The sequence below is a fragment of the Streptomyces sp. YIM 98790 genome (genome assembly GCF_011421595.1).
Lineage (GTDB): Bacteria > Actinomycetota > Actinomycetes > Streptomycetales > Streptomycetaceae > Streptomyces.
In genome coordinates this window covers 1-6,352 of record NZ_WTLH01000264.1, presented here as the reverse complement: position 1 = coordinate 6,352, position 6,352 = coordinate 1, and the positions used below count along the sequence as shown (strand labels likewise).

Below are 6,352 nucleotides of genomic sequence, written 5' to 3'. Positions count from 1 at the left end.
CCGCACCGGCCAGCTCGCGCCCCAGCTCCAGGGCCGGTCCGGCCCAGTCCACCACCGTGACCGGCCGGTCCGCCGCGGGCCAGGTCCCGGCCGCGGCCCAGACCGCCGCACCGGTGCCGCCGCCGATGTCGAGATGCCCGGCGGGGGACCAGCCGGGCAGCCGGCCGGCCAGCTCGCGCAGGGCGGCACCGGCCGCCGCGAAGGTGGCGGGCATGCGGTAGGCGGCGTAGGCCACCACGTCCACCCGGTCGCGCAGTATCGGCACGGTGCCGGCGGCACGGCCGTCCGCCGTCCGCCCGCGGTACTGCTCCTTCAGCCGCTCCACGGCGCCGGTGAGGCGCCTGGGCGGCAGCCCCTCCAGCAGGCCGTCGAGCGCGCCGCGGAGCTGCTCGGAGGTGCTGTTCACGGGTGCGAGTGTAGGCCGAGCGCGCGGGCCAGCCGGGTCCCGGCGGCGGCCCGGGGCCGGTGGTCCGGCCGCTCCGGGCGCACCGGGTGCACGGCGGTGGCCAGCATCACCAGGTATGCGCCGCTCGCCGGGTGCACCACCAGGCTGGTGCCGGTGAACCCGGTGTGCCCGGCCGCGCCCGGCGCCAGGCCGCCCATGAACCACGGCTGGTCCAGCTCCCAGCCCAGCCCCGGCGGCTCCCACATCGTCCGCACCGTCTCCGCACGCAGCACCGGCCCGCCGCCGCCGAGCAGCGCCCGGCAGAACGCGGCCAGGTCGCCGGCCGTGGAGAACAGTCCCGCGTGCCCGGCCACGCCGCCCAGCGCGTGCGCGTTCTCGTCGTGCACCTCGCCGCGCAGCATGCCGCGGTCGGCCTTCGCCCACGGGCGCCGCTGGTCCTCGGTGGCCGCGGCCCGCTCCGGCGGCACCGGGCCGAACCGGGTGTCCGCCATCCCCAGCGGGCCGGTGATCCCCTCCGCCACCACCTCGGCCAGGCCCTTGCCGGTGACCCGCTCCAGCAGCACGCCGAGCACGATCATGCCCAGGTCCGAGTACCGGCGCAGCCGGTCCCGCGGCAGGTCGGGCGGCAGCCGCCACAGCGGCTCCAGGGAGGCGGGACGCTCGCGCCGCTCGTGGAACGGCAGTTCCGGCGGCAGGCCGGCCCGGTGGGTCAGCAGGTCCCGGACGGTGATCCGGCCCTTCCCGGCGCGCCCGAACTCCGGCACGTACACCGCGGCCCGCTCGTCCAGCGCCACCCGGCCCCGCTCGGACTCGCGCACCACCGCGACCGCGGTGAACAGCTTGGTCAGCGAGGCCAGATCGAACAGCGTGTGCCCGGTCACCGGCTGCCGCCGGGGGCGCGGCAGCTCGCGGCCGCGGGCGGCCCAGCGCTGCACCCAGCCGGCACAGTGCCGCACCAGGGTCTCCGGTCCGCGCCCGGCCACCACCGCCACGCCGCCGCACCACGGCCGCTCGCCCTCCGGCAGCGCCGAGATCTCCCGCACCAGGGCGGCCGGCTCCGTCGTCATGCCCGACACGGTAGGTGTCATCCGCCCGGTCCGGCCGCATACCGCGCCAGGTGCCGTGCCGCGAACTCCCCGGCGTCCCAGTCCTGCGGGCGGACGCCGCCGCCGGCCCAGAGGTAGGTCCAGGCCCGGCCGCCCCCGGCCAGCGGAAGCCGGCCGAGCCGGTACTCGTCGCCCTCGAACCGGTCCAGCACCTCCCACTCCCCCGGGCTCAGCCCGGTGATCAGCAGCCCGTGCACGGTGGCCCCCGGCGCGGGCACCAGCCCCGGGTAGGGCCGCCGCTCCAGCGCCGCGGCCCGCCAGCCCCGCACCGCGGCGGGCGCCCGCTCCGGAACCCTGCCCAGCAGCCCCTTCAGCACCTCCGGGAACCGCAGGGTGCCGTACACGAACAGCCCCTCGGTCCGCCGCTGCCGCTCACCGCCGGTCGTCACGGATGCTCTCCTCGATCCAGGTGCGGGCGAAGGCGACCGCCTCGCGGGCGGGGAAGAGGTGGCTGTCGGCGGCACCGACCCGGCCGGCGGCCCCGATACCGGCGGCCAGCATGTCCTCGGCGATGACCGCGAAGGCGTCCTTGCCGTCCCGTTCCACGGCGGAGTAGTCGAAGGCGCCGTGCTCGGTGTCGATGTCCCGGAAGCGGCGCCAGACGCGTTCGCCGTCCACCAGCACCGGCTGCTCGTACGCGACGAACCGCTTGCCGGGGGCCTCGGCCAGCGCTTCGGCGTGGTGCAGCAGGGTGATCGTGTCGAGCGGGGCGCCGAGCAGCAGCACCCGGCCGTCCATCGCCGCCAGCCGTGCCAGCGGGCTGCCGGGGCCGTGCGGGTCGTCCCACGGGTGGCCGGCCATCAGCCCGGCCGCCGCCGGGCCGAGGGCGGCGAAGCTCGCGTCCGGGTGGCGGCTGCGGACCGCGCCGGGCCACCGGCGCAGCGCCTCCGGGAGGCGGCCGTAGCCGTGGTCCGCCTCGCTGGTGCACGGATCGTAGGCCGGGTGCTCGGCCCGCACCGCGGCCTGCCAGTCCGGCGGCCACGCGGGGAGGTCGTAGGGCGGTGCGTCGTTCCACCCGCAGGTCACCATCAGCGTGCCCCGCTCCCCCACGGTGTCCCGGAGCGCCTCGATGACGGTCCGGGTCCCGCCCGGCACGTATCCGAGGGCCGACATCCGGGTGTGGAACATCACGACATCGCCCTCGGCGAGCCCCAGGGCGCGCAGGTCACCGGCGAGGCGGCTGCGCGTGACCGGTCCGCCGGAACGCTTGAGCAGTGCGGGAATGTCCATGCGCCGACCGTAACGGGCCCGCCGGCCGGGCCCGCCGCGCCCCCGCGGCCCGGTGAGCGGCGTCAGTCGGGCCTGGCGGCGGCGACGGTGCGGCCGGCGCCGGAGGCACCGGCGCGCGGCTGCCAGGGGCGGCAGAGGGCGAGGAAGGCCGCGATGGCCAGCAGTACCGAGACCAGCTGGACGACGGCCATGGGCACGGCGGTGTCCTCACCGGCGATGCCGACCAGGGGGGCGATGAGGCCGCCGAGGAAGAACGGGAGGGCGCCCAGCAGGGCGGACGCCGACCCGGCGGCGTGCGGAGTGCGCATCAGGGCCTGGGAGTTGGTGTTGGGCAGCACCAGCGTCATGGCCGACATGAGGACGAACAGGCCGATGGCGACGGGCAGCAGGGTGAGGTCGCCGAACAGGCCGCTGGTCATGAGCAGCAGGGCGAGCGCGGCCGCCAGGATGAGGCCCAGGCCCACGGCCGCGACCCGGTCCAGGGAGACCCGGCCCACCAGGATCTTGCCGTTGATCTGGCCGACGGCCACCAGCCCGATGGAGTTGACCATGAACACCAGGCTGAAGGTCTGCGGCGATGCGCCGTAGATCTCCTGCACCACGAACGGGGAGGCCGACACGTAGGCGAACAGCGCCGCGAAGGTGGCGGTGCCGGTGATCAGGTAGCCGGTGAAGAGGCGGTCGCGGAGCAGGCCGCGCATGTCGCGCAGGGTGGTGCGGACGCCGCCGCCGTGCCGCTGCTCGCGGGGCAGGGTCTCCGGCAGCCAGCGGGCGACCGCCAGGACCAGGACGAGACCGATGACGGCCAGCACGAGGAACAGCCCGCGCCAGGAGGTGACCCGCAGCATCTGCCCGCCGAACACCGGGGCCAGGATGGGCGCGACACCGGAGATGAGCAGCAGCGTGGAGAAGAAGCGGGCCATGGCCAGTCCGTCGAACATGTCCCGGACCACGGCCCGGGAGATGACCACGCCCGCCGCACCCGCCAGGCCCTGCACGGCGCGGAAGAAGACCAGCGTCTCGATGGTGGGGGCCAGGGCGCAGGCCGCGGAGGCGAGCGCGAAGACGCCCATGCCCACGAGCAGCGGGCCGCGGCGGCCGAGCTGGTCGCTCATCGGCCCGCTGACGAGCTGGCCGAGGCCGAGGCCGGCCAGGCAGGTGGCGAGGGTGACCTGCACGGTGGAGGTGCCGGTGTGCAACTCGTCGGCGATGCCGGGCAGAGCGGGCAGGTAGAGGTCCAGGGACAGCGGCGGGATGGCCGTCAGCGAGCCCAGGATCAGCACGAGCAGGAGTCCCGCCCTCCCCCGGGGGCCGAGCTGGTCGGGGGAAGGCCGGTGCCCGCGCCGGCGCGGGCGGAGGGAACGGCGGACGGTGCGGACGGCGCGAACAGTGCGGGCTGTGCGGCTGGTTGCCGGTTGGCCGGTGTCGGGCCTGGTGGCGGGGTCGGCGACGGCCGCGACGGGTTGGCCGGGCTGGGACATTCACCTCTCCGGGGATGGTCGGGCGGTCTGGTGCTCCGCCGCGCTGCGGTGATCCGATCATCCCATGTGCGGAGGCCGCGGCTCCGCCGGTTTTCGCCTGTCCGCATGTGCCGCGCCTCCGGTGCCCGTACCGCTCAGGGCGCCGTCCCGCGGATGGCGGACCCCGCCCCGTCGACCGCCCCTGACCTGCTCCTCGTCCGGCCGCACCGGCGGCCGGACGGGCACCGGCCGGGCACCCGTCCGGCTCCCCCGGCGGGCGTGCGCGGCCCCGCCGGACACCGCACTGGTGACCAATTCCACACCGTCGCCCCGGCATCCGGAAGCGGAGCCGGCCGACGGGTCAGGGGCCGGGTGCGGTCGGGCCCGGGGCGAAGCGGGGATCGGGATGGAAGCGGGTGCGGCGGGTGGCGCGGCGCAGGGTGCGCAGCACGGGGCCGCCGACGGTGAGGACCAGCACCACGGTGAGCAGGGCGCGCGGAATGTCCCAGCCGAGCGAGGTGGCCAGCACATAGGCGGCGAAGCGGGCCAGGTTGTCGCCCAGCGGGTCGCCGGGGACGAAGGAGAGGGAACTGCTCATGCCCGCGATGTACGGCCAGCCCTGGAGGTTCATCACCAGGCCGTAGAGGACGGACGCGGCGGCGCCGTAGCCGGCGAGGAGCAGGAGTTCGCCGCGTCCGCGCAGCCGGTCGGGGGCGGGGAGCAGGCCGGCGCCCATGGTGAACCAGCCCATGGCCAGCATCTGGAACGGCATCCAGGGGCCGACGCCGCCGGTGAGCAGTGCGGAGGCGAACATCGACACGGCGCCGAGGACGAAGCCGAAGCCCGGGCCGAGAACCCGTCCGGCCAGCACCATCAGGAAGAACATCGGCTGGAGCCCGGCGGTTCCGGCACCCAGCGGGCGCAGCGCCGCCCCGGCGGCGGCCAGCACGCCGAGCATGGCCACGGCCTTGGCGTCCAGGCCGGTGTCGGCGATGGTCGCCACCACCACGGCGAGCAGCAGGGGCAGCAGCAGGGCGAACAGCCAGGGCGCGTCGCCGGAGTGGGCCAGGCCGGAGGTGCTGCCGGCCAGCAGCGGCCAGCCGAAGGCGGCCACGCCGACGGCGGAGAGCAGGACGAGGGCGGCGGCGGAGCGCGGGCCCAGCCGGACCGGCCGGGGGCGCGGCACCGGTGCGGAGTCCGCGGCGGGCGCGCGGGCGGAGCCGGAGGAGCCGGAGGAGCCGGAGGAACCGGAGGAACCGGAGAGGGAGGTCATGGGGCGGTCTCCAGGCCGGCGGCGGCCAGGGCGTGGCGCACCTGGGGGACGGTCAGCCAGGGCTCGGGCGCCAGCACTTTGGAGATCTGCGGGGCGAAGGCCGGGGAGGCGACCACCACTTCGGACGTCGGCCCGTCCGCCACGATCTCGCCGTCGGCCAGCACCACCACCCGGTGCGCGAGTTCGGCGGCCAGTTCCACGTCGTGCGTGGCCAGGACGACGCCGTGCCCGTTGCCGGCGAGTTCGCGCAGCACGCCGGCGAGCCGGGCCTTGGCCGCGTAGTCCAGGCCGCGGGTGGGCTCGTCGAGCAGCAGCAGGGGCGGCGCGGCGGTGAGGATCACGGCCAGCGCCAGGGTGAGGCGCTGCCCCTCGGACAGGTCGCGGGGGTGGACGGCGTCCGGCACCTCGGGCAGCAGCCGGGACACCAGGTCCCGGCAGGTGCCCAGGGCGGCGCCGGCGTCCCGGTCGGCGGCGGCGCATTCGGCGGCCACGGTCTCGGCGCAGAGCAGATCGCGCGGGTCCTGCGGAACCAGCCCGGCGTGCCGCAGCAGGACGGCCGGCCTGGTGCGGTGCGGGACGACGGCCCCGCCCGCCGTGCCCCGGCCGGGTCCCTCCCCGGCGGGTGCCTCCCCGCCGAGCAGCACCCGGCCGGACGCCGGGCGGTGCATGCCCACGCAGGTGGCCAGCAGGGTGGACTTGCCCGCGCCGTTGCGGCCCATCAGGGCGACCGTCTCCCCGGCCCGTACCGTCAGGTCGATGCCGTGCAGCACCGGGTGGCGTCCGCGGCGTACGTGCAGCGCGCCGGCGTGCAGCAGCACCGGGGCGGGGGATGCCGCCGCGGCGCGCGGTGTGCCGCCCTGCGGCGGCACGGGCCGGG

The 6,352-nt window shown here is 76.8% G+C and carries 7 protein-coding genes; all 7 read right to left on the bottom strand.

The features are described 5' to 3' along the window. The coding region (locus GQS09_RS26280) for a small ribosomal subunit Rsm22 family protein (protein WP_313896342.1) at positions 1 to 406 on the bottom strand (406 nt) is incomplete at its 3' end. Then, positions 403 to 1,473, bottom strand: a complete 1,071-nt coding sequence (locus GQS09_RS26275) for a serine hydrolase (RefSeq protein WP_207958307.1) — start codon at positions 1,471 to 1,473, stop codon at positions 403 to 405. The genes GQS09_RS26280 and GQS09_RS26275, both read right to left, overlap by 4 nt. 17 nt (positions 1,474 to 1,490) lie before the next feature. Beyond that, entirely contained in the window at positions 1,491 to 1,901 is a 411-nt protein-coding gene (locus GQS09_RS26270) for a gamma-glutamylcyclotransferase family protein (protein WP_165990035.1), read from the bottom strand. Then, positions 1,885 to 2,742 carry an aminoglycoside 3-N-acetyltransferase gene (gene aac(3), locus GQS09_RS26265; protein WP_165990034.1) on the bottom strand — a complete coding sequence of 286 codons (858 nt, stop codon included), beginning with the start codon at positions 2,740 to 2,742 and terminating at the stop codon, positions 1,885 to 1,887. Before aac(3) ends, GQS09_RS26270 begins: the two co-directional genes overlap by 17 nt. Positions 2,743 to 2,804: 62 nt before the next feature. Further along, entirely contained in the window at positions 2,805 to 4,025 is a 1,221-nt protein-coding gene (locus tag GQS09_RS26260) for a multidrug effflux MFS transporter (RefSeq protein WP_399552607.1), read from the bottom strand. 538 nt (positions 4,026 to 4,563) lie between these two features. After that, positions 4,564 to 5,475, bottom strand: coding sequence for an ECF transporter S component (locus GQS09_RS26255; RefSeq protein WP_165990032.1), 912 nt, complete (start codon positions 5,473 to 5,475; stop codon positions 4,564 to 4,566). Further along, on the bottom strand, positions 5,472 to 6,352 hold an 881-nt coding region (locus tag GQS09_RS26250), incomplete at its 5' end, for an ATP-binding cassette domain-containing protein (RefSeq protein WP_165990031.1). The genes GQS09_RS26250 and GQS09_RS26255, both read right to left, overlap by 4 nt.

Excerpts from the sequence above, each read along its gene's own strand:
- GQS09_RS26275 (WP_207958307.1), bottom strand. The coding sequence starts at position 1,473 with ATGACGACGGAGCCGGCCGCCCTGGTGCGGGAGATCTCGGCGCTGCCG.
- GQS09_RS26255 (WP_165990032.1), bottom strand. The coding sequence starts at position 5,475 with ATGACCTCCCTCTCCGGTTCCTCCGGTTCCTCCGGCTCCTCCGGCTCC.